Annotated in this window: 15 protein-coding genes and 1 tRNA gene; 8 read left to right on the top strand and 8 right to left on the bottom strand. The window is 69.3% G+C overall.

Features of this window, described 5'->3' with window-relative positions; all coding sequences use genetic code 11:
- Nucleotides 1-62 precede the first annotated feature (62 nt).
- The 5 genes from GO608_RS16595 to GO608_RS16575 all read right to left on the bottom strand — a co-directional run bounded on the left by GO608_RS16595 (nt 63) and on the right by GO608_RS16575 (nt 5,407).
- Nucleotides 63-863: a tyrosine-protein phosphatase gene (locus GO608_RS16595; protein ID WP_169199786.1), complete on the bottom strand. Its 801-nt coding sequence runs from the start codon at nt 861-863 to the stop codon at nt 63-65.
- Between the two features lie 25 nt (nt 864-888).
- Nucleotides 889-973 (bottom strand) — tRNA-Leu (locus GO608_RS16590).
- Between the two features lie 72 nt (nt 974-1,045).
- Nucleotides 1,046-2,152, bottom strand: a complete 1,107-nt coding sequence (locus GO608_RS16585; protein WP_169199785.1) for a lipocalin-like domain-containing protein — start codon at nt 2,150-2,152, stop codon at nt 1,046-1,048.
- Entirely contained in the window at nt 2,152-4,698 is a 2,547-nt protein-coding gene (locus tag GO608_RS16580; protein WP_169199784.1) for an ABC transporter permease, read from the bottom strand. The genes GO608_RS16585 and GO608_RS16580 overlap by 1 nt, the downstream gene beginning before the upstream one ends.
- A 31-nt stretch (nt 4,699-4,729) precedes the next feature.
- Nucleotides 4,730-5,407 (bottom strand): ABC transporter ATP-binding protein, encoded by a 678-nt coding sequence (locus GO608_RS16575; RefSeq protein ID WP_169199783.1) that lies wholly within the window; start codon nt 5,405-5,407, stop codon nt 4,730-4,732.
- Between the two features lie 240 nt (nt 5,408-5,647).
- On the opposite strand from GO608_RS16575, the gene hpnC reads away from it, so the two are divergent.
- From hpnC to hpnE, 3 genes are read left to right on the top strand one after another with little or no spacing between them, the layout of a single operon-like run.
- Complete coding sequence (gene hpnC, locus GO608_RS16570) at nt 5,648-6,481, top strand: squalene synthase HpnC (protein WP_169199782.1); 834 nt, start codon at nt 5,648-5,650, stop codon at nt 6,479-6,481.
- Nucleotides 6,478-7,311: a presqualene diphosphate synthase HpnD gene (gene hpnD, locus GO608_RS16565; RefSeq protein ID WP_169199781.1), complete on the top strand. Its 834-nt coding sequence runs from the start codon at nt 6,478-6,480 to the stop codon at nt 7,309-7,311. Before hpnC ends, hpnD begins: the two co-directional genes overlap by 4 nt.
- Nucleotides 7,312-7,345: 34 nt before the next feature.
- Nucleotides 7,346-8,668 (top strand): hydroxysqualene dehydroxylase HpnE, encoded by a 1,323-nt coding sequence (gene hpnE / locus GO608_RS16560; RefSeq protein ID WP_169199780.1) that lies wholly within the window; start codon nt 7,346-7,348, stop codon nt 8,666-8,668.
- On the opposite strand, the gene GO608_RS16555 is transcribed toward hpnE, so the two are convergent.
- Nucleotides 8,665-9,390 (bottom strand): ABC transporter ATP-binding protein, encoded by a 726-nt coding sequence (locus GO608_RS16555; protein ID WP_169199779.1) that lies wholly within the window; start codon nt 9,388-9,390, stop codon nt 8,665-8,667. The genes hpnE and GO608_RS16555 overlap by 4 nt on opposite strands.
- Between GO608_RS16555 and GO608_RS16550 the strand changes: the two genes are divergently transcribed.
- The gene (locus GO608_RS16550) at nt 9,374-9,985 is read left to right on the top strand and encodes an arylesterase (protein ID WP_169199778.1); all 612 of its coding nucleotides are present in this window, start codon (nt 9,374-9,376) and stop codon (nt 9,983-9,985) included. The genes GO608_RS16555 and GO608_RS16550 overlap by 17 nt on opposite strands.
- A 23-nt stretch (nt 9,986-10,008) precedes the next feature.
- Here GO608_RS16550 and selD read toward each other — a convergent pair whose 3' ends face one another.
- A complete protein-coding gene (gene selD, locus GO608_RS16545) occupies nt 10,009-11,049 on the bottom strand; it encodes a selenide, water dikinase SelD (RefSeq protein ID WP_169199777.1) in 1,041 nt (346 codons plus the stop codon).
- Between the two features lie 55 nt (nt 11,050-11,104).
- On the opposite strand from selD, the gene mnmH reads away from it, so the two are divergent.
- Entirely contained in the window at nt 11,105-12,199 is a 1,095-nt protein-coding gene (mnmH, locus tag GO608_RS16540) for a tRNA 2-selenouridine(34) synthase MnmH (RefSeq protein WP_169199776.1), read from the top strand.
- Here the strand turns inward: mnmH and GO608_RS16535 are convergent.
- The gene (locus tag GO608_RS16535; protein WP_169199775.1) at nt 12,168-12,734 is read right to left on the bottom strand and encodes a class I SAM-dependent methyltransferase; all 567 of its coding nucleotides are present in this window, start codon (nt 12,732-12,734) and stop codon (nt 12,168-12,170) included. The two genes, mnmH and GO608_RS16535, sit on opposite strands and share 32 nt — an antisense overlap.
- Nucleotides 12,735-13,066: 332 nt before the next feature.
- Between GO608_RS16535 and GO608_RS16530 the strand changes: the two genes are divergently transcribed.
- From GO608_RS16530 to GO608_RS16520, 3 genes are all read left to right on the top strand, one after another.
- Nucleotides 13,067-14,719 (top strand): sensor histidine kinase, encoded by a 1,653-nt coding sequence (locus GO608_RS16530; protein WP_247003241.1) that lies wholly within the window; start codon nt 13,067-13,069, stop codon nt 14,717-14,719.
- Nucleotides 14,720-14,953: 234 nt separating this feature from the next.
- Nucleotides 14,954-17,641, top strand: coding sequence for a bifunctional acetate--CoA ligase family protein/GNAT family N-acetyltransferase (locus GO608_RS16525; protein WP_169199774.1), 2,688 nt, complete (start codon nt 14,954-14,956; stop codon nt 17,639-17,641).
- A 62-nt stretch (nt 17,642-17,703) separates the two neighbouring features.
- Nucleotides 17,704-18,552, top strand: coding sequence for a D-hexose-6-phosphate mutarotase (locus tag GO608_RS16520; RefSeq protein ID WP_169199773.1), 849 nt, complete (start codon nt 17,704-17,706; stop codon nt 18,550-18,552).
- Nucleotides 18,553-18,611: the final 59 nt, after the last annotated feature.

The raw sequence follows: 18,611 nt of genomic DNA, 5'->3' as shown, positions 1-18,611 counted from the left end.
GAAACTCTAGGGCAAGAGCCTGCTGCCGGCGCGGACAAATCTGACGTTTTCGACAAGGCAGGTTAACGCCGTCGAAACAGCCGGTTGAAGAAGCCGGCACGCCCACTCGCCGAAGAACGGCGGGTTTGCGGCAACGGCGGCAGTTTCTCGGGCGAAAGGTCGCGGAGTATACCCGCGGGCCGGACCTCGACCAAATTGCATGCTTCGTCGGTACCGACCCGGCGCTCGGCTGCCGCCCGGCCTTCCGCGAGCAACGGCGGACGGCGCCGCGCGCTGTGCGCGTCGGTCGCGAGAATATGCACGAGCCCTTCGTCGAGCATGCGCTCGCCCCAGTATTTCGCCTCTTTGCCGAAGCGCCCGGTGAGGCTGCCGGAAGTCACCTGCATCCACGCTCCCGAGCGGACCAGTTCGCCGAACATCGGGTAGTGGTTTTCGATCCACGTCAGCCGTTCCGGGTGGGTGACGACGGGCACATAGCCCGACGCGAGCAGGTTGAAGACGAACTCCTCGAAGCGCGGCGGCGCGACGTGGTGCGGCGGTTCGAGGAGAAAATAGCGACTGTCGCCAAGCCGCGGAACGCTGCCCGTCTTGAGCCGCGACAGCAGCTCCGGCGTGACGTGCGCGTCGGCGCCGCAGGTCAGCCGCAGGGGGATTCCGGCCGCGTCGATTTCCCGCTGCAGCGCGTCGATCGCCGCGGCGATGCCGGCGCTGTCGTTGTCGAACATGCCCGGATAGATGTGCGGCGTGCAGGCGACGACGGTGATGCCGTCGGCCGCGGCGATGCGCGCCATTTCGAGCGCAGTCGCAAGATCGGCCGCCCCGTCGTCGATGCCCGGGAGCATGTGGCAATGCAGGTCGATCATGCCGCGCGGATGCGAAAAAACCGGGTGGTGCGAGGGAAGAGACTCGAACTCTCACGCCTTGCGGCGCTGGAACCTAAATCCAGTGCGTCTACCAATTCCGCCACCCTCGCCCACGGGCATTCGAACGACGCCCGGAGCGCGGATTATACATAGAAGGGAGGATACCAAACGTTACATCGACGCTACATTTTCAGGCGCTCGCCATAGCCCGTCATTTCCAGGTAGCCGCGGCCGATCTCGCGGCCGTCTTCGACGAGGCGCACCGCACCTTCCCAGTAAACGGCACCGGTCGTGCCGCGGCTGTCGAGTTCCTGGTCGTCCATCAGCGGCTGCAGTGCCAGGCGGCGGCCATCGATGTCGAGCTGCCATTCGACCGGGTATTCGGTGCCGGTGCGCGGCGAGCGCCAGCGCCGCCCGGGGATGAACGCGACTTGCGCGGGAGCGAGTGCGCGCGGCGCGCCGTCGCCGCGGCGCAGCGTGCCGGCAGTCCACGTCGCTTCGCCGGTGGCGGTGCGCATGCGAAACGCCATCAGCGCGCCGCCGTCGGAGAGGTTGATGCCGATCCAGTCCCAACCACGCGCTTTTTCCGGCAGGTAGGCGCTCGACCATTCGTGGTCCAGCCACGCGCGGCCGGTGACGCGGTGGGTTTTGTCCCGCACGCGCAGGCTGCCGCTCACGCCGAGCTGGGGACGGCTGTAGTAATAGCTCGCGTGCTGCGGGTCGGGCGCTTTCTGGCTGAAGCCGTCCTGGCCGTTGGACAGCGGCGGGCCGGCGGGGTCGAAGCGCAGGTCGTACGCGAAATCGTCGGCGTCGACGATCGCGCGGTAATGGTCCTGCGACCATTCGAGCGCCCAGTTGCCGATCCACGCGCGGGTGTGCCCGGTCGCAGCGCCGGCAAGCGGATCGAGCGCGCGTTCGCCGCGTTCGGCGTGCAGCAGCCGGCCTTCGGCGGGATCGGCGACCGCGGCGTGCGCGAGAATCAGCTGGCGCGGCGCGAAGCGGCTCGGGCTGTCCTCACCGATGCGCGTGCGCACGCGAAAGAACGTGACTTGGAAGCCGCGTTCGACGCCGTCCTCGTCCGTGACCCAGCCGGTCACGTACCACCACTCGGTGCGGTAATCCGGGTGCGCGCCGTGGTCGGCGGGAAACTGCAGCGCGCGGCCGGCGACGACCGGGGGGTAGCCGGGCGGATCCCGCGCATCATTGCTCCCGCTCCCGGTTTGCGCTTGGGGCGCCGCCGACACGCCCGACGCGAGCCACAGCAGCGCCGCGGCAATATATGCGCGCATCAAAAGTCCTCCCGCACCGCGAGCACCGCCGCCTGGCGCATCGCCTGATAACCGGACAAGCGCGCGGCGACGGCGGCGAGCAGCACCAGCGCGACGGCGAACGCGGCGAGCGCCGCCAGCGGCACCCGGATGTCCATGCTCCAGTGAAAGCTCTGGCGATTGACGACTTCGACGAGCACCAACGCGACCGCGCCACCCGCCGCCAGCCCGACCGCGACGCCAACCGCCGCACCGAGCGCGCCTTCGAGCGCGAGCAGCCGGCCGATGTCGCGCCGCGTCAGCCCGAGGTGGCGCAGCATGCCGAATTCCTTACGGCGCGCGGTCGCGAGCGCGGCAAAACTGGTGCTGACGCCGAAAAGGCCGATCAGAATCGCGACGGCTTCCATCAGGTACGTGACGAGAAACGTACGGTCGAAAACCGCCAGCGTCTTCGACCGGATGTCGCCCGGCGCGGCGAGCTCGAAGTTCCGCCCGTCGAACTGCGCCTGCAGCGCCGCGGCGACCGCTTCCGCCTGCACGCCGGGCGCGACGCGGATCGCGACGTTGTTCGAACGGGAATCGTTGGTCAGCGCGCGGTAGTCGGCGAGCTCGACGAGCACGGCGCCGTGCTGCCGCGCATAGTCGCGCCACACGCCGGCGACGCGGAAGCGATGCGGCGCGCCGCCGAGCGGCAGCGACAGCGTGTCGCCGACGGCGACGCGGAAAAGATCGGCCATCGCTTCGGACACCCACGCCGGCGGCAGGCCGTCGGCTCCGCGCACGCTCTCGGCGTCGCCTTCGACGAGCGGCACCGCGGCACCCTCGGCGACGGGGCGGGCGATCAGCGTCACCGGGAACTGCGCTTCGTCGAGCCGCAGCGTGTCGTAACGCACCGGCTGCACCGACGACACGCCGGGCGTCGCGGCGACCCCGGCGATGACTTCGGGCGTCAGGAACGCGCTCGTGCCTGACGAGGACGCGCGCAGGTAGAGGTCCGCGGGCAGCACGTCGGACAGCCAGTCGTCGACCGAGGTGCGGAACGAACTCACCATGATCGCCATTGCCGCGGCGAGCGCGACGCTGGCGACGACGCCCGCGCCGGCGACCAGGACCTGCCCGGGTGCCGCGGCGAGCCGGGCGTGCGCGAGGCGCAGCAGGACGGAGCGCCCGCCGCCGACGCTGCCAACGCCACCGACGCAGCGCATCGCGAGCCGCACGACCGCGGGCAGGACCAGCACCGAGCCGACGAGGATCAGCGCGATCGCCGCGTAGCCGAACACCGGGACGCCGCCGAGCGGCGGCAGCAGGCACAGCAGCAGCGCGAGCCCGAGCGACGCGAGCGCGGCGGACCAGCGCGGGCGCGCCCGCCACACTTCGACGTCGTCACCGGCGCGCAAGGCCCGCGCCGGCGCGACGCGGCTCGCTTCGCGCGCCGGCAGCCACGCCCCGCCGACACCGGCGGCAACGCCGAGCACGAGATACGCTGCGGTCGCGAGCGGTTCGAAGCGCAGGCCGGGTTCGACGCCTTCGAAATAGCCGGCGCCGAGGTCCGCGCCGACGATCGAGAACGCGAGCCCGCTCAGCACGTAGCCGAGCGCGACGCCGACCAGCCCGCCGACAAGCCCGAGCACCGCCCCTTCGGCGAGCAGGCCGCGCAGCAACGTGCGGCGGTCGAGGCCGAGCGCGCGCAGGAACGCGAGCTCCTGGCGCCGGCGCACGACCGACAGCAGCTGCGTCGAGAACACGAGGAAACCGCCTGTCAGCAGCGCGATCGCGGCGAGCATCGTGAGGTTCACGCGATACGCGCGCGACAGCCCGGCGACCTGCGACGCGGCCGCTTCCGGGGCGAGCAGCTCGACGCCGGCCGGCAGCAGCGGACGCAGCCGCTCGATCGCCGCGTCCCGGTCGACGCCTTGCGCGAGGCGCAGGTCGATGCGCGTGATGCGCCCGACCTGGTCGAACAGCTGCTGCGCGGCGGCAATGTCCATGACCGCGAGGCGCTGGCCGCGGCCGGCGCCGGGGACGCTGCCGAGGATGCGCAGGTGTTCTTCGCGCGGACCGGCAAGCACTGCGAGCGTGCCGCCCGTGCCCACGTCGGTGTCCTCTCCGAGCGCGAGCGCGGCCTGCGCAGCGGGGCTGAGGAACACCGCGTCCGCGGCGAAAATGCCGAATTCGCCGCCCGCCTCCCCCTCGGGCACTGGCATCAGCGCGGGCTGGACGCGCCGCACGCGCAGCGCGTCGACGCCGAACACGCGCAAAATGTCGTCGCGCTGGGGCAGCGACGCTTCGACTTCGAGGATCGGGCTCGCATCGGCCACTTCGGGGCGCTGCGCGAGCACGACGTAGAGCGCGTCGTCGAATCCGGTGCGCGGGCCCATCACCTGCAGGTCCGCTTCGCCGGCGACGAGGCGCATGCCGCGGCCGAATTCGTCGAGCGCCGCGCCGTGGATCAGCTGCACCGCGAGGCCGAGCGCGACGCCGAGCGCGATCGCGAGCAGGGACAGCGCGGTCGCGAGCCGCCGCCGGGCGAGGCTCGCGAGGAACACGTGGCGCAGCCCGGCGTTCATTGGCGCTTCCTGGGGCGGCCCGGCGAAGCGCTCACGCGGCCGCCGCCTCCTCGGCGAGACCGGTCGCCGTCAGGCGCAGCACGCGGTCGGTGCGCGCGGCCGCGGCGCGGGAATGCGTGACGAGAATTCCGATCGCGCCGGCGCTGCGGAGGCTGCCGAGCAGCAGTTCGAGGACGTCGGCGGCGCGCTCGGCGTCGAGGTTGCCGGTCGGCTCGTCGGCGAGCACCAGCGTCGGCCGATGCACCAGCGCGCGGGCGATCGCGACGCGCTGCATCTCGCCGCCGGACAGGTGCCGCGGCCAGTCGTCGGCGCGGTCGGCGAGCCCGACCTGCGCGAGCATGGTTGTCGCCCGCTGCTGCGCCTCGGCGGCGGCGCAGTCGAGCAGCCACAGCGGCAACGCGACGTTCTGTGCGAGCGTCAGGTGCGGCAGCAGGTGAAACGCCTGGAACACGAAACCGTAGCTGCGCCGCCGCAGCCGCGCGAACGCGTCGTCGTCGAGCGCGACGAGCTCGGTGCCGTCGAGCCGGATGCTGCCCGCATCGACCGCTTCGAGCCCGGCGATGCAGTTCAGGAGCGTCGACTTGCCGACGCCGGATTCCCCCATGATCGCGACGCACTCGCCGGGCGCGAGCCGCAGCGACACGTGCGAGAAAAGCGCCCGTCCGGATTGGCCGTCGAAGCGTTTCGCCAGGCCGTCGAGTTCCAGCATCGGTTCAGCGTCTCCTCGGTGACGAAAAAATGCCGCCCGCGCGGCTCGCATGCAGCCTCGAACAATAATCCGAACGGCGGTGCTTGTCGCCCTGCTGTAGCGGTCGCTACGGCATGCATTGCGGGAGCGAATCGACGCCGAATCGGCCCCGAACCCGCGTCAAACATGCGGGCGCCGAACAAATGGCCGCCGAACACCGGAAGGCGCCGCGCCGATCGCGTATACTCCCGGCGCCCCGCCATGCCCGTCGATCACTACGAGAACTTTCCTGTCGCGTCGCTGCTGCTTCCGGCCCGTTTGCGCGAGCCGGTGGAGGCCATTTACGCGTTCGCGCGCAGCGCCGACGACATCGCCGACGAAGGCGACGCGCCGGCGGTTGCACGGCTGGCGCGGTTGAAGGATTACCGCCTCGAACTCGACGCGATCGGGCGCGGCGCACCACCGCGCGATGTCGGGCTCGCGCCGATGTTCGACCGCCTCGGCCGCAACATCCGCGCCCACGCACTGCCGCTGCCGCTGTTCCGCGACCTCCTCGACGCGTTCGGCCAGGACGTCGGCAAGACGCGCTACGCCGACTTCGCCGAGCTGGCCGATTATTGCCGCCGCTCGGCGAACCCGGTCGGGCGCCTGCTGCTGCATCTGTACGGCGCGGCAACGCCGGACAACCTGCGGCTGTCGGACAGGATCTGCACGAGCCTGCAGTTGATCAACTTCTGGCAGGACGTCGCGGTCGACTGGGCGAAGCGCCGCATCTACGTGCCGCAGGACGAGCTCGCGCGCTTCGGCGTCGGCGAGGCGGACATCGACGCCGGCCGCTGCGACGAGCGCTGGCGCGCGCTGATGGCGTTCGAGGTGCAGCGGGCGCGCGCGACGATGCTCGAAGGCGCGCCGCTCGCACGCCGCCTGCCGGGTCGCATCGGCTGGGAGCTGCGCCTGATGGTCGCCGGAGGCCTGCGCATCCTCGAACGGATCGAAGCGGCGGACTATGACGTGTTCCGCCGCCGCCCGACGCTCGGCCGCACCGACTGGCCGCGGCTCGCGTGGCGCGCCCTGCGATATCAAGGAATCGGATGACCCCTCACGAGTATTGCCAGGACAAGGCTGCAAAAAGCGGCTCCAGCTTCTATTACAGCTTCCTGTTCCTGCCGCCCGAACGGCGGCAGGCGATCACGGCGCTGTATGCGTTCTGCCGCGAGGTCGACGACGTCGTCGATGAATGCAACGACGTGCAGGTCGCGCACAACAAGCTCGACTGGTGGCGCCAGGAGATCGCGCGGGTATATGGCGGCAACCCGAGCCACCCGGTCGGCCTCGCGCTGAAGGACGTGCTGGCCCGCTTCAACCTGCCGCGCGAGCAGATGCTCGAAGTCATCGACGGCATGGAGATGGACTTGCGGCAGACGCGCTACCTCGATTTCAAGGCGCTGCAACTGTACTGCTACCGCGCGGCGAGCGTCGTCGGCCTGCTCGCGGCCGAGATCTTCGGCTACCGGGACCGCCAGACGCTGAAGTACGCGCACGATCTGGGCATCGCGCTGCAGCTCACGAACATCATCCGCGACGTCGGCGAGGACGCGCGGCGCGGGCGGATCTATCTGCCGATCGAGGACCTGCAGCGCTTCAAGGTGCCGGCGAGCCAGATCCTCGAAGGGCACGGCGGCGACAACTTCCGCGCGCTGATGGAGTTTCAGGCCGAACGCGCGCGCCAGTTCTACGAGCAGGCGTTCCAGCATCTGCCGGCAGTCGATCGCAAGGCTCAGCGGCCCGGCCTCGTGATGGCGGCGATCTATCGCACGCTGCTCGACGAGATCGCGCGCGACGGCTTCCAGGTGCTCGACCGGCGCACGTCGCTGACACCGGTGAGAAAGCTGTGGATCGCCGGCTCGACGTGGGTGCGGGCGTGACGCGCAGGCTGCGCGAACCCGCGATGGCCGCGGCGTGACGCAGCATCCCGTCGCAATCGTCGGCGCCGGCTACGCGGGCCTCGCGTGCGCAGTCGAGCTCGCGCGGCGGCGCGTGCCGGTGACGGTGTTCGAACGCTCGCACACGCTGGGCGGGCGGGCGCGAGTCGTCGCGAAGGACGGCTGGCGCGTCGATAACGGCCAGCACATCCTGATCGGCGCGTACACCGAACTGACGCGCCTGCTGCGCCTCACAGGCGGCTCGCCGAAGCTGCTCGAACACCTGCCACTGACGCTGCACACGCCCGGCCGCATGCATCTGCAGGCGGCCCGGCTGCCGGCGCCGCTGCATCTGGCGGTTGGCGTGCTGCGAGCGACCGGCTTGGGCTGGGCGGACCGGCTCGCGATGCTGCGGCTGATGCGCTTCCTCAAAAAACAGCGTTTCCGCGTCGACGCGCAGCTGACGGTCGAGCGGCTGCTGCGCGACACGCGCCAGCCGGAGCGGCTGTCGCGCCTGGTGTGGGAGCCGCTGTGCGTCGCGGCACTGAACACGCCGATCGCCGAAGCGTCGGCACAGGTCTTCGCGAGCGTCCTGCGCGACAGCCTCGCCGCGGGCGCTTCGGCGAGCGAGCTGCTGATCCCGCGCGTCGACCTGTCCGAACTCTTCCCGGTGCCGGCGGCGCGCTATCTCGCGGTGCGGCGCGGCAAGCTGCGCACCGGCACCGCGGTTGAGGCGATCCGCCCGGTAGCCGGCGTGTTCCGTCTCGAAGGCGATCCGGCCGACCAGCGCTACGCGCATGTCGTCATCGCCGCCGCGCCGCATCACGCCGGTGCGTTGCTCGCCCCGCTCGACGGCTGCAGCCGGCTCGCCGCGGAGATCGACGCGCTGCCGAGCGAGCCGATCACGACCGTGTACCTCGCGCTCGGCGAGCCGCTGCGGCTCGCGCACGCGATGATCGGCCTCGCCGACGGCCCGGCGCAGTGGGCGTTCGACCGCGGCCTGCTCGGCGGCCCGGCGGGTCTCGTCGCCTGCGTGATCAGCGCGCACGGCCCACACGAGGCGCTGTCCCGCGAAGCGCTCACGCTCGCGGTGCATGCGCAGCTCGAACGCCAGCTGCAACGCCGCCTGCCCGCGGCGGAATGGTCGCAGGTCATCACCGAGAAACGCGCGACTTTCGCATGCCGCCCGGGCCTCGCCCGTCCCGGCCCGCAGACGCCGCTCCCCGGGCTGTGGCTTGCCGGCGACTATCTCGACCCGGACTATCCGGCCACGCTCGAGTCCGCGGTGCGCTCGGGCGTCGCCACCGCGGCACGCGTGCTGCAGGCGCTCGAGCCGACAGCCCCCGAGGCGAACCGCTAGCTTGCCGTACCGAGCTCGATCGCCGGCTCGCTCAGCGCGCCGTTGTGCATCCGCAATATCCGCCCGCAGCGGCGCGCCAGCGATTCGTCATGGGTCACGAGGATCAGCGTCGTGCCCGCTTCGCGGTTCAGCGAAAAGATCAGCTCGATGACCGCCTCGCCGGTCGCGGCGTCGAGGTTGCCGGTCGGCTCGTCGGCGAGCAGCAGCCGCGGGCTCGGCGCGAACGCCCGGGCGAGCGCGACGCGCTGCTGTTCGCCGCCGGAAAGATGCTTCGGGTAATGGCGCACGCGGGCAGCGAGCCCCACCCGCCCGAGCCACTGGCGCGCGATGGCCTCGGCATCGTCGGCGCCGGCGAGCTCGAGCGGCAGCATGACGTTTTCGAGCGCGGTCAGCGCCGGCAGCAGCTGGAACGACTGGAACACGAAGCCGACCGATTCGCCGCGCAACGCCGCGCGCGCATCCTCGTCGAGCGAGAAAATGTCGGTGCCCTGGAGACGCACGGTCCCGGCGCTGGGAACATCGAGCCCGGCGAGCAATCCGAGCAGCGTGGATTTGCCGGAGCCGGACGCGCCGACGATCGCGACCGACTCACCTGCGCCCACGCTGAACGAAACCTCATGCAGAATGCGCAGGACTCCCGCGCCGTCGCCGAGCGGGACGCTTTTGCACAGGCCGGCGACTTCGATCACCGGAACGGAGAACTCCATGCTGCTGCGATCCATCGTGATCTTCTTCTTCGCAATAATGGTTTCAGGCGCCGCGCAGGCGGCAACGATACTGGTGTGGGGCGACAGCCTCTCGGCCGGCTACGGCCTGCGCCCGAAGCAGGACTGGCCTACCCTTTTGCAGACGCGCCTCGAACGCGAAGGGTTCCGCCACACGGTGATCAACGGCAGCGTCAGCGGCGAGACGTCGTCGGGCGGGCGCTCGCGCCTGCCCGCTGCGCTCGACCGCCACGAACCGGACCTGCTGATCCTCGAACTCGGCGCCAACGACGGCCTGCGCGGCCTGCCGCCGCGGCTGCTCGCGGAGAACCTCGCCGCGATGATCGACGCGGCGCGCAGCCGTGGCACCCGCGTGCTGCTGATCGGCATGCAGATGCCGCCGAATTACGGCCCCCCTTACAGGCAGCGCTTCGAGCAGACTTTCGCCGACGTCGCACGCGAGCACAAGGTGCCGCTGGTGCCGTTCCTGCTCGACGGCTTCGCCGAGCGTCACGAGATGTTCCAGTCCGACGGCATCCACCCGACGGCCGAAGCGCAGGAACTGATCGTCGACACCGTCTGGAGACAGCTCGTGTCGATGCTGAAGGGATAGCCGGGACTCGCCTGCGCCCGCCGTCAAACGATGCGCAGCAGCGGTTCGCCCGCCTCCATCTGGCCGATGACATGGCCGTCGCTGCCCTGCTCCGCGCGGATCGCCGCAAGCACTTCGTCCACGGCATCGGGCGTGCACGCGATCAGCAGCCCGCCGCTCGTCTGCGGATCGGTGACGAGCTTGCGCTGCCACTCGGGCGCTTCAGCCGCGAAGCGGATCGATTCGCCGTAGCTCGCCCAGTTGCGCGTCGAAGCCCCCGTCGCGATGCCGTCGCGCACGAGCTGCAACGCCGAGTCGATCGTCGGTAGCTCGTCGAACGCCACGCTCGCCGCGAGCGCCGAGGCGCGGCAGATTTCGAGCAGGTGCCCGGCCAGGCCGAAACCGGTGACATCGGTCACCGCATGCACGCCCGCCATGCCGGCAAGATGCATCCCGACCCGGTTCAGCAGCGTCGTCCAGTGCAGCATTGCGGCATAGTCGGCATCTTCGAGCAGGCCTTTCTTGAGCCCAGCCGACAGGATGCCGATGCCGAGCGGCTTGGTCAGGATCAGCACGTCGCCGGCCTGCGCGCCGGCGTTGGTCTTGACCTGGGCGGGGTCGACGACGCCCAGGCCGACGAGTCCGTAGATCGGTTCGAGTACGTCGATCGAATGCCCGCCGGCGATCGGGATGCCGGCGTCGCGGCACACCGACGCGCCGCCTTCGAGGATGCGGCCGATGACTTCGGGCGGCAGCTTGTCGATCGGCATGCCGACGATCGCGAGCGCCATGATCGGGCGCCCCCCCATCGCGTAGACGTCGGACAGCGCGTTGGTCGCGGCGATGCGGCCGAAATCGAACGGGTCGTCGACGATCGGTGTGAAGAAGTCGGTTGTCGCGACGATCGCCTGGCGGTCGTTGAGGCGATACACGGCAGCGTCGTCGGCGGTCTCGGTGCCGACCAGCAGATCCGGCGGGACCAGGCCCGCTGGGGCGTGCGCGAGCAGCTTCGACAGCACGGCGGGAGCGATTTTGCAGCCGCATCCGCCGCCGTGGGAGAATTGCGTGAGTTTGATCTGATCCATGGATTCCAGAGGGAGAAACGGTTGCCCGGCGCAGGCCGGAGCACCGCGACAACGCATGAAAAAAGGCATCGCGACCGTAGCACAGCTGTCCGCCTTTGACGAGATCATCGACGCCCGCAGCCCGGCGGAATTCGACGAAGACCGCATTCCCGGCGCGATCAGCTGCCCGGTGCTCGACAACGCGCAGCGTGTCGTCGTCGGCACGATCTACAAGCAGCAGTCCGCGTTCGAGGCACGGCGCGTCGGCGCGGCGATGGTCGCCGAGAACATCGCGCATCACCTGAAAACCCGCTTCCACGACAAGCCGAAGAACTGGCGGCCGCTGGTGTATTGCTGGCGCGGCGGCCAGCGCAGCGGCGCGTTCGTCACCTGGCTGCGGCTGATCGGCTGGGATGCGTGCCAGCTCGAAGGCGGCTACAAGACGTGGCGGCGGATGGTGGTCGCGGAACTCGAAGAGCTCCCGGCGCGCTTCGACCTGCGGGTGGTGTGCGGCGCGACCGGCAGCGCCAAGACGCGCGTCCTCGACGCGCTGGCAAAGCTCGGCGCGCAGGTGCTAGATCTCGAGCATCTCGCCGCGCACAAGGGCTCGGTGCTCGGCGCGTTGCCGGACCGCCCGCAGCCGACGCAGAAATCGTTCGAAACCGAACTGTTCCGCACGCTGCATGCGCTCGACTCGGCCCGGCCAGTGTTCGTCGAAGCCGAAAGCCGCAAGATCGGCCGCATCCAGGTGCCCGAGGCGCTGATCCGGCACATGCGCGCGAGCCCCTGCGTCGCGATCGAGGCCAGCCGCGAAGCGCGCCTCGAGTTCCTCGTGCGCGACTACGCGTACCTCGGCGACGACATCGCCGACCTGCAGAAGAAAATCGACTTCCTCAAGGGCCTGCAGAGCAACGAGACGCTGGAACGCTGGAAGACCCTTGCCGCGGCGCACGACCTGCCGACGCTTTTCGCCGAGTTCATCGAGCTGCACTACGATCCGCTCTACCACCGCTCGCAGAACAGGAATTTCACCCGTTTTCCGAGCGCGCCGATCTTCACGAGCGACGATCTGTCGCCGGCCGGCATCGAGGCGCTGGCACGGCGCATACTCGCTGCCGCCGCGGCGCTGCCCGAAGCGCTTACTCGGGTGGCCGATCCGGCAACACCGTGATGCCCTGCCCCTTGACGGCGCACACGCGCTGCACGACCGCCGGGCGCGGCCGGGCGACTTCGCCCTGCTCGAACGCGACGATCGTGTAATCACCGGCGAGGCGTTCGAGCAGTTCGCCGGGGCGCAGCAGAAACTCCGGGTTGCCGGGCCGGCCGAAGCGCTCGTTGCCGAGCATGAAGGTTTCGTAGATCAGCACGCCGTCGGCAGCGAGGCAGTCGAGCAGCAGTTCGAGACGCGGCCGGTAGAGATAATTGGTCACGACGATCGCGTCGAAGCACGCGGTCCCGTAAGGCCAGTCCCCGTTTTCGAGGTCCACCTGCGCGACGCTGACGCGCGGCTCGCCGGCGAACGTCGCCAGCGCCGCCGCATCCCGGTCCACTGCCTCGACCTCCCAGCCGTGGCGGGCCAGCCAGCGCGCATGCCGACCGCGTCCGCACGCGAAGTCGAGCACTCGCCCACCGGCGGGGATCAGCGTCGCGAAGCGCGCAACCCACGCTGAAGGATCGGCAACGGCTGAATCAGGGGGAGCGGTCATCGGGTTTCCTTTCTGTCGTTTTCCGGTGCGGGCGGCATCGATTCTAGCCGGCCCCCCGCGGCATGACGAGGCCTCTTCGGCGGCGCCGCCGCTAGCGCGTTCACAACCCGATTCGGGCAGTCGACTCGGCCGCCCGTCCGGCTTATGCGTAACAATTCAGGGCAATAGCGCGCCCCGCCCCCGCCCCGGCAGGTAAGATTCCCCTGACGAGCGCGGGCCATCCGTAGTTTTCGATCCCGACTCACTCCGACGAAAACACTGTGAAAACGTCTCATGAGTCTTTTCCGTCGTGGGCGCGTCGACTTGCCGGTGCGGCACTCGCGGCGGCGCTGATGACTTCCTCCCCACTGCTGGCCCACCCGCCACTGTTCGCCTCCGCGTTGCCGCTGGCCGCGCCGCTCGCAGGCCTGCTCCTGGTTCTCGTCGCCCTGTTCGCCTGGCATGTTTTCCGGCGCCCGCCGCCTGCCGTCGAAGCGCTCGGCGTCGCCGGCTTCGATTCCGCCGAACTCGTCGAACTGCTCGACCTGTCGTCGGACTGGCAATGGAAGACTGACGCCCAGCACCGCTATGTCCACATTACCCCCGGCCTGCAGGAGCGCTCGCGAATCGACCCGATGGAGTTTATCGGGCACACGCCGTGGGAGCTCGACTGCGGGGACACGGCAGCGCAAAGCCGCGAGGCTTGGCGTGAGAGCCTCGTGCAGCAGGCGCCGCTGAGCCTGACGCTATGCCGGCGCGACAGCACCGGGAGGCGCCGCTATCTCGAACTGGTCGGGCGCCCGCTCCACCGCGACGGAAGCTTCGCGGGTTACCACGGCATCGGGCGGGACATCACGGAGCGGGTCGAGTCCGAACAGTCGCTGCGCGAGAACCAGGTGCGCTATCGCGAGCTGATCGACTCGGTCAACGAGATCATTTTCCGTACCGACGAAAACGGCCGGCTGACGTTCCTGAACCGGGGCTGGGAATCGATCACCGGCTACACGCTGACGGAGAGCCTCGACACCGCGCTGGTCGATCACTTCCACCCGGACGACCGCGTCGCGGCGGAGCACCAGATATCGCTGGTCCACCGGCTGGAACTCCCGGCGTGGACCGCCCAATTGCGGCTGCTGACGCGAAACGGCGAGATACGCTGGGTCGAGGCGACCGCGCGTCGCGTCGACCACGGCAACGAAGAAGACACGGCGCCGCGCGGCCTGGCGGGAACGCTGTTCGACATCTCGGCGCGCAAGATCGCCGAGATGACACTGCGCAATCTCAATCGCGAGCTCGAGTCGCGGGTGCGCGTCCGCACCGCGGAACTGGAAGCGGCGAACCGCGAGCTCGAAGCGTTTTCGTATTCGGTGTCCCACGACCTGCGCGCGCCGCTGCGCGCGATCGACGGGTTCGCCCGCATCCTCGAGGAAGAACTCGGCGACCGCGTCGAGCCGAACGCGCGGGACCATATCGTACGGATCCGCAAGGCCGGCATGCGCATGTCCCACCTCATCGACGACCTGATCAAGCTCGCGCACCTGGCGCGCCATTCGCTGCAGAAGGAAACTTTCGATCTGTCGGAACTCGCGATCCAGATCATCGACGAGCTGCGCCGGAACGAGCCGGAGCGGCGCGTCGAGGTGGAGATAACAAGGGACCTGATCGTGAGGGCCGACCGCGGACTGATGCAGCTCGCGCTGCAGAATCTGCTCGGCAACGCGTGGAAGTTTTCTTCGCGCAACGAGGTCGCGCACATCTCGCTGACGGCCAGGCGCGATCTGGGCCAGCGAGTGTTCTGCGTCACCGACGATGGCGTGGGCTTCGACATGACGTTTGCGAACAACCTGTTCCGCGCCTTTCACCGCCTGCACACCGGCACCGATTTTCCGGGCTCCGGGATAGGCCTCGCGACGACCTACCGCATCATCGAGCGCCACGGCGGGCAGATCTGGGCGAAGTCGAAGCCCGGCGAGGGCGCGAGCTTCTATTTCACGCTCGGCGGATGACCGCCCGGGCGAGCGGACGCGCCGCCCCGGATTGCGGAAACTCCCCATCGGAATGCCTTGCCACTTATGTCACAATGACTCATGGTGCACTGCAGTAAGCTTGCACTCGGCTCAGATTCGACCAGACTGTAACGACTGCAATTCCGGTACTCATCGAAGCGCGGCCAACGAAGGCTTCCAAGGCCTCGCGGCCCATGGCCAGCGGTTACGGACCCTGCATTCAGGCGATAAAAAATGAAAGAGAAGCACTACCTCAGTCCCCTGCTCGAACCCAAATCGGTAGGCGTGATCGGCGCGAGCCAACGTGAAGCATCGCTGGGCAACGTGGTGATCCGCAACATGCAGAACGCGGGTTTTCGCGGTCGGCTGTTCGCCGTCAACCCGAAGCATGAATCGGTGCTGGGAGTGCCGTGCTACAAATCCGTCGAGGACGTGCCGCACCGGCTCGACCTCGTCGTCATCGCGGTGCCTGCGAGCCAGGTGCTGTCGGTCGTCGAGAGCTGCGGTCGCGCCGGCGTGAAGGCGGTCATCATCATGTCGACGGGATTCTCCGAGACCGGCCCGCGCGGCGCGCTGCTCGAACGCCACGTCGTCGAAGCGGCACGCCGCTACCGCATCCGGCTGCTCGGCCCGAACTGCCTCGGCATCATGCGTCCGGTGCTGGGCCTGAACGCGACTTTCGCGCACGTCAGCGCGATCAAGGGCACGATCGGCCTGATCTCGCAGTCCGGGGCGCTGTGCACGTCGATCCTGGACTGGGCGGAGCCGAACAACATCGGCTTCTCGGCAGTCGTCTCGCTCGGTTCGTCGAGCGACATCGACTTCGGCGAAGTGCTCGAATACATGATCTCGGACCCGCGCACCGAGAGCATCATCATGTATGTCGAAGGCATCCGCGACGCGCGCCGCTTCATGAGCGCGCTGCGCGGCGCAGCGCGCGTCAAGCCGGTGCTGCTGATCAAGGTCGGGCGCCACCCGGACGTGTCGCGCGCGATCCGCTCGCATTCGGGCTCGATGAGCGGCAACGACGCGGTCTTCGATGCCGCGCTGCGGCGGGCCGGCGTCATCCGCCTGTACAACATGGGGCAGCTCTTCGCCGCGGCGAACGCGCTGTTCTCCCACTTCCGCCCGCGGGGCAACCGCCTGGCGATTGTCACCAACGGCGGTGGACCCGGCGTGATGGCGGCCGACCGCGCGGCCGATCTCGGCATCCCGCTTTCCGAGTTCTCGGAGGGCACGATGGAAAAGCTCAACGCTGCGCTGCCGGCCGGATGGTCGCACGGCAACCCGGTGGACGTCCTCGGCGACGCCGACGTCGAGCGCTATCGCAAGGCCGTTCAGGCGGTGCTCGAAGGGCCGAACGTCGACGGCGTGCTGGTGATGCTGACGCCGCAGGCGAACACCGATCCGACCGCGGTCGCCGAAGCGGTCGTCGAGCTCGAGAAGACCGCCGACAAGCCGGTCGTGACGTGCTGGATGGGCGAGCAGCTGGTCGGCCCCGGGCGCAAGGCTTTCGAAGCGGCCGGCATCCCGACTTTCCGCACGCCCGAGCCGGCGGTCGAGCTGTTCAGCCACCTGTCGGCGTACTACCGCAACCAGAAGCTGCTGATGCAGACGCCGGCGTCGCTGTCGCACCTGAACCCGCCCAGCGTCGAGAGCGCGCGATTGGTCATCGAGACCGCGCTGGCCGAGCGCCGCACGGTGCTCAACTCGATGGAATCGAAAGCGCTGCTCGCGGCGTTCCGCATCCCGATCGCGCAGACCGTCGTCGCGCGCTCGGCGACCGAGGCGATGGTGCTCGCCGAGGAAATCGGCCTGCCGGTGGTGATGAAGATCGACTCGCCGTCGATCATCCACAAGGCCGACTCGGGCGGCGTGCGGCTCAATCTCGGCAGCCTTGCGGCGGTGCGCACGGCGTACCAGGAAATCCTCGAGGACGTGCGCAAGAACAAGCCTGCGGCGACGATCAACGGCGTCGCGATCGAGCCGATGATCCTCAAGCGCAACGGCCGGGAACTCGTCGTCGGCGTCAAGCGCGACGCGGTGTTCGGCCCGGTGATCACGTTCGGCGAAGGCGGTAACCGCGTCGTCGCGAACCGCGACATGGAAGTCGCGCTGCCGCCGCTGAACCACTACCTCGTGCGCGACCTGATCAAGTCGTCGCGCGTGTCCCCGCTGCTCGGCGAATTCCGCACGATGCCGCCGGTGAAGATGGAATCGCTCGAGTTCGTGCTGCTGCGCGTCTCGGAGATGGTGTGCGAACTGCCGTGGATCACCGAGCTCGAGATCAATCCGCTGATCGTCGACGAGAACGGCGCGGTCGCCGTCGACGCGCGCGTGACGGTCGAGAACGTCTCGCCGTCGGTCGATCGCTACGCGCACATGGCGATCCATCCGTATCCGTCGCAGCTCATCACGAAGTGGACGAGTGTCGACGGCACCGAGGTCACGATCCGGCCGATCAAGCCGGAAGACGCCGAGCTCGAAGTCGAGTTCGTTCGCACGCTGTCGGCCGAGACGAAGTACTACCGCTTCATGAACACGATGCGCGAGCTGCCGCCGGCGATGGTCGCGCGGCTGACGCAGATCGACTACGACCGCGAGATGGCGTTCCTCGCGACGATCCAGGAAGGCGGCAAGGAAGTCGAGATCGGCGTGTGCCGCTATGCGGTGAACCCGGACGGCGAATCCTGCGAATTCGCGATCGTCGTCGCCGACGCGTGGCAGCGCCACGGCCTCGCGCGCAAGCTGATGGGGGTCCTCATCGAGACCGCGCGCAACAAGGGCATCATGTACATGAACGGCGTATTCCTCGCGAACAACGAGCGGATGCTGAAGTTCGTGCAGGGGCTCGGCTTCACGCTGTCGAACGATCCGGAAGACAGCACCGTCAAGATCGGCGTGCTGCCACTGCAGGACTGACTGACCCCCCAGGACTGCCCCGAAACGCTGCTCCCCCACGACCGATCCCAGTTTCCCCGCTCATGCCCGCATCCATCGAAACACGCACTTTCCACGATCAACCCGCGCTCGTCCTGCGCACGCCGGGCGGCGCGCACGCGGTCGTCTCGCTGTTCGGCGCCCAGGTGCTGTCCTGGACCCCGGCCGGCGGCAGCGAGTGGCTGTACCTCAGTCCGCAGGCGCGCCACGACGGCAGCACGCCGATCCGCGGTGGCATTCCAGTGTGCTTTCCGCAGTTCGCCGCGCTCGGCAGGCTGCCGAAGCACGGCCTCCTGCGCACGCGGCCGTGGACCGTCGGCGAGCAGCGCAGCGGCGACGACTTCGCGCTGGTGACGCTGACGACGAGCGAAGACGATGCGAGCTACGCGGCGTGGCCGCAGCGCTTCTCCGCCGAGATCACGGTGATCATCGAGGGCGATCGCCTCGGCGTCGAGCTCGAAGTCGGGAACACCGGCCACGCGCCGTTTGCGTTCACCGCCGCGCTGCACACCTACCTGCGCGTCGGCGAAGTCGAGAACGCCCGTCTCGAAGGCCTGCACGGCCACGAATACCGCGACGCCGCCGACAACGACCGGATCAAGCGCGACAGCGGCGATGCGCTCGTCGTCGAAGCCGAGACCGACCGCGTCTATCACGACGTGCAGCGCCCGCTGCTGCTGCGCGACGGCGGGCGCAGCCTCGGCATCAACGTCGAAGGCTTTCCGGACGTCGTGGTGTGGAACCCGTGGGAACAGCGCTGCGCCCAACTGCCCGACATGCCGGCCAACGGCTTCCGGCACATGCTGTGCGTCGAAGCCGCGGCCGCACGCCGCCGGATCGAGCTCGACGCCGGCGAGCAGTGGTACGGGCGGCAAACCCTGATCGCACTGTGACGGCGGCAACAGGCGCGGCCAGGGGGCCCCCGCGGCGCTTGCGGCGATGCGGCCGGTTG

This window comes from Aromatoleum buckelii (assembly GCF_012910785.2).
In the GTDB taxonomy this organism is placed as follows: Bacteria; Pseudomonadota; Gammaproteobacteria; order Burkholderiales; family Rhodocyclaceae; genus Aromatoleum; species Aromatoleum buckelii.
Note: the sequence above shows the minus strand (reverse complement) of the source record. Positions and strands in the feature narration are given on the sequence as shown.

Excerpts from the sequence above, each read along its gene's own strand:
- GO608_RS16595 (WP_169199786.1), bottom strand. The coding sequence starts at position 863 with ATGATCGACCTGCATTGCCACATGCTCCCGGGCATCGACGACGGGGCG.
- GO608_RS16585 (WP_169199785.1), bottom strand. The coding sequence starts at position 2,152 with ATGCGCGCATATATTGCCGCGGCGCTGCTGTGGCTCGCGTCGGGCGTG.
- GO608_RS16580 (WP_169199784.1), bottom strand. The coding sequence starts at position 4,698 with ATGAACGCCGGGCTGCGCCACGTGTTCCTCGCGAGCCTCGCCCGGCGG.
- GO608_RS16575 (WP_169199783.1), bottom strand. The coding sequence starts at position 5,407 with ATGCTGGAACTCGACGGCCTGGCGAAACGCTTCGACGGCCAATCCGGA.
- hpnC (WP_169199782.1), top strand. The coding sequence starts at position 5,648 with ATGCCCGTCGATCACTACGAGAACTTTCCTGTCGCGTCGCTGCTGCTT.
- hpnD (WP_169199781.1), top strand. The coding sequence starts at position 6,478 with ATGACCCCTCACGAGTATTGCCAGGACAAGGCTGCAAAAAGCGGCTCC.
- GO608_RS16550 (WP_169199778.1), top strand. The coding sequence starts at position 9,374 with ATGCTGCTGCGATCCATCGTGATCTTCTTCTTCGCAATAATGGTTTCA.
- GO608_RS16555 (WP_169199779.1), bottom strand. The coding sequence starts at position 9,390 with ATGGATCGCAGCAGCATGGAGTTCTCCGTTCCGGTGATCGAAGTCGCC.
- selD (WP_169199777.1), bottom strand. The coding sequence starts at position 11,049 with ATGGATCAGATCAAACTCACGCAATTCTCCCACGGCGGCGGATGCGGC.
- mnmH (WP_169199776.1), top strand. The coding sequence starts at position 11,105 with ATGAAAAAAGGCATCGCGACCGTAGCACAGCTGTCCGCCTTTGACGAG.
- GO608_RS16535 (WP_169199775.1), bottom strand. The coding sequence starts at position 12,734 with ATGACCGCTCCCCCTGATTCAGCCGTTGCCGATCCTTCAGCGTGGGTT.
- GO608_RS16530 (WP_247003241.1), top strand. The coding sequence starts at position 13,067 with ATGACTTCCTCCCCACTGCTGGCCCACCCGCCACTGTTCGCCTCCGCG.
- GO608_RS16525 (WP_169199774.1), top strand. The coding sequence starts at position 14,954 with ATGAAAGAGAAGCACTACCTCAGTCCCCTGCTCGAACCCAAATCGGTA.
- GO608_RS16520 (WP_169199773.1), top strand. The coding sequence starts at position 17,704 with ATGCCCGCATCCATCGAAACACGCACTTTCCACGATCAACCCGCGCTC.